Below are 2,681 nucleotides of genomic sequence, written 5' to 3' on the forward strand. Positions count from 1 at the left end.
CCGACGACCTGCAACATTGGCGATGGACCAGACCGCAGCCACCCATCATTTACCGTGCCCGCGCGCCCATCGAATCCCGTGCTCACGCACACTGGAACACGCCGCAGCCATATCTATTTCAGGGGTCACACGCCTGACGGCGTGAGCCGCGCCCTTTCAGAGGCGACTACGCGTCAATGGAAGCAGGTGATGTACTTTCTGATGTACGAAGCGACCGATACGGTACCGGCGTCCAGTACGCTTAAGGCAAGTTCAATTTGCCTGAAGGACTTCACATTCTTTGCCGCCGCACGTCAGCTTACGCTCTACGAGGGGCTATCCAGCGTCGCCGTTGTTCTGCACTATGTGGCGCAAGCCGGGAAGGAGAGGAAGGCCCATCGTCTTCATTCGATTCTGGTGAAGCTTCACCGTCTGGGTGTCGAGACCACAGGGCTGCGCGTGCCGCTGGCCCAACTGCATAAGCCTCTGCTCGAACGTTTCGCGCAACGTGCTGGATACGCACAATACCCTGTTATCCCGACGCGGATCTACCAGCACTTCCTGGCGGCGTGTGAGCATGACCTCGGCCTCGCTGAGGGGATCGCTGACATCCTGTCTGACTACCTCGCACGCGTCTATGGCGGTGAGAGTCCGGTCGTCCCTGCAGAATTAATAAGGACTGCAGTACATTTAGGGGGCAAGGACTCCCCTTTCGTCGTGTCGTCGCTTGTGGCGTCGATCAGGGCGTTATGCCAGCTTGTCATCCTCTCATTCACTGGCATGCGTGCGACGGAAGCGGAGAACCTGCCGTACGATTGCCTGAGCGAGACCCGTCTGGATGGCGTGACCCACTACACCATCGAGGGCATCACGACCAAGCTATCGGGCGGTCGTCCCAGGCGCGCATGCTGGGTGACCAGTCCGCTTGCTGCCCGCGCCGTCAGGCTCGCGCAACGCCTGTCGGGCGAGGCACACCGTGCGCACGGCGCGCAAGGCTACGCCGAATCGACGGAGGGTTCGCACCTCCTGTTCTGCCGGATGGGTTTAAGTCTGCGTTATGGGTACGTGGCAAACCAGGCGGCGAGTAACGTACATGACGATATCGAAGCCTTTCGCGAGCGTGTCTTCCCGACGATCACGGTCGAGGACATCGCTGAACTGAAGCGTGTCGACATGCACCGCGCGTGGGAAGACGAGCCGAAGTACGCGCTGGGGCAGCAGTGGCCGTTCACACGGCACCAGCTTCGCCGCTCGCTGGCCCTCTACGCGCACCGCAGCGGTCTCGTCACGCTGCCAACGCTCAAGCGTCAGCTGCAGCACATCACACAGGAGATGGCCAGGTACTACGCCCGCGGCTCGGCGTTCGCGAAGGGCTTCATCGATACCGACAGAACCCACTTTGCGAAAGAATGGGCCGAGACCCAACACCTGTCCGCGTACCTCGCATACGCCGAGCAGGTGCTGTTCTCTGACGAGCGGCTGTTCGGCGGGCACGCAGCGTGGACGCAGAGCCGTGCTGTGCAGGTCTCGCCTGTGTCGGTTTACTCACGCGAGCAGACGGTGAGGATGTTCGGGAAGGGCGAACTGGCGTACCGCGAGACGGTGTTGGGCGGCTGCGTCAGCGTCGAGCCGTGCAAGTCGACGCCACTCGACTGGATGCGTCTGGATTGCCTTGAATCGAACTGCCGTAATCTCGTCGTCGTGCCGTCGAAGCTTCAGCGCGTGATCAAGGCGCAGCAGGTTACGGTCGCGAAGCTGCGCGCGGTCGATGAGGCGAGCGTCGAATACCGTATCGAGGTCCAAACGCTGCAACGATTGCTTGACGCGCAGAAGAAACTGATCAAACCGGAGGCAGCATGAGCGACGCCATGACCGACCACTACGCCGCCCTTGAGCGGCTGAAGAAGCGCAAAGGTGCGCGTATCAACAACGATACCGTGGCGATCGAGGCGGGCCGCAAGAAGGGCAGCATCAAGAAGTCGCGCCCGCAGTTCACCGAACTGATCGCAGCGATCGACGCGGCCAACGTAGAGGCCGGGCGCCCGAAGCTCGAACTCACCGAGCGTCTGAACCGCGCGAAGGGCGACGCGAAGGATCTGCAGGCACAGCTTGAAGAATCGCTGGCTCGTGAACTCGCACTGCTGCGTCAGGTGTTCAGCTTGCGCAAGGAACTGGTCGCGCTGCGTGGCGGTTGCGTCCTGCCCCTGAAGCCGCGCTAGATCGGGGCGGCCATCTCCGCTCGAAATCAGCTGCGGACCTGCGACTGAAGATGGACACTCCGACGGTCGTTGTGTCCATTTTTCTGCAAATTTTATGGACACCCCGCAGCCTGCTAATTCCAGTATTTTCAAGGCTCCGTGTGATGTCCATTCTTTCTATCTTGCGCGTACTCCCGGTTCCCGCGCAAGGAGCGTGCGTACATGCCAGGTTCTACGACCACGCCGGACTCCCGCGTCGCTTGCGATGACGCGCCGCAGGATGTTGCCTTCCACGTACTGGAACGTGTCGGCATCCGAGACAAGAACGATATCGTGGCTCAATGGCTGGCCTGCGCGTACCCCTACCGACGCTTCGCTGACCTCCTCACGGATGCCCGCGCACGGCTCGGGGCCAATGCGGATCGCTAATCCTTCATTGCAGTGGACTTGCACCACCTACTCCTTGCCGGTCTTCCCGGCGCACCCAGTACACGTTCTCCGCCC

General features: G+C 61.4%; 3 protein-coding genes. All 3 read left to right on the forward strand.

From position 1 onward, the window contains the following. A partial coding sequence (locus K309_RS0134460; RefSeq protein ID WP_029050416.1) for an integrase occupies positions 1–1,839 on the forward strand: 1,839 nt, incomplete at its 5' end. Beyond that, the gene (locus tag K309_RS0134465; protein WP_029050417.1) at positions 1,836–2,198 is read left to right on the forward strand and encodes a hypothetical protein; all 363 of its coding nucleotides are present in this window, start codon (positions 1,836–1,838) and stop codon (positions 2,196–2,198) included. The genes K309_RS0134460 and K309_RS0134465, both read left to right, overlap by 4 nt. Positions 2,199–2,399: 201 nt before the next feature. After that, entirely contained in the window at positions 2,400–2,606 is a 207-nt protein-coding gene (locus K309_RS42285) for a hypothetical protein (RefSeq protein WP_029050418.1), read from the forward strand. Positions 2,607–2,681 lie beyond the last annotated feature (75 nt).

The sequence above is a fragment of the Cupriavidus phytohabitans genome (genome assembly GCF_000426345.1).
In the GTDB taxonomy this organism is placed as follows: domain Bacteria; phylum Pseudomonadota; class Gammaproteobacteria; order Burkholderiales; family Burkholderiaceae; genus Cupriavidus.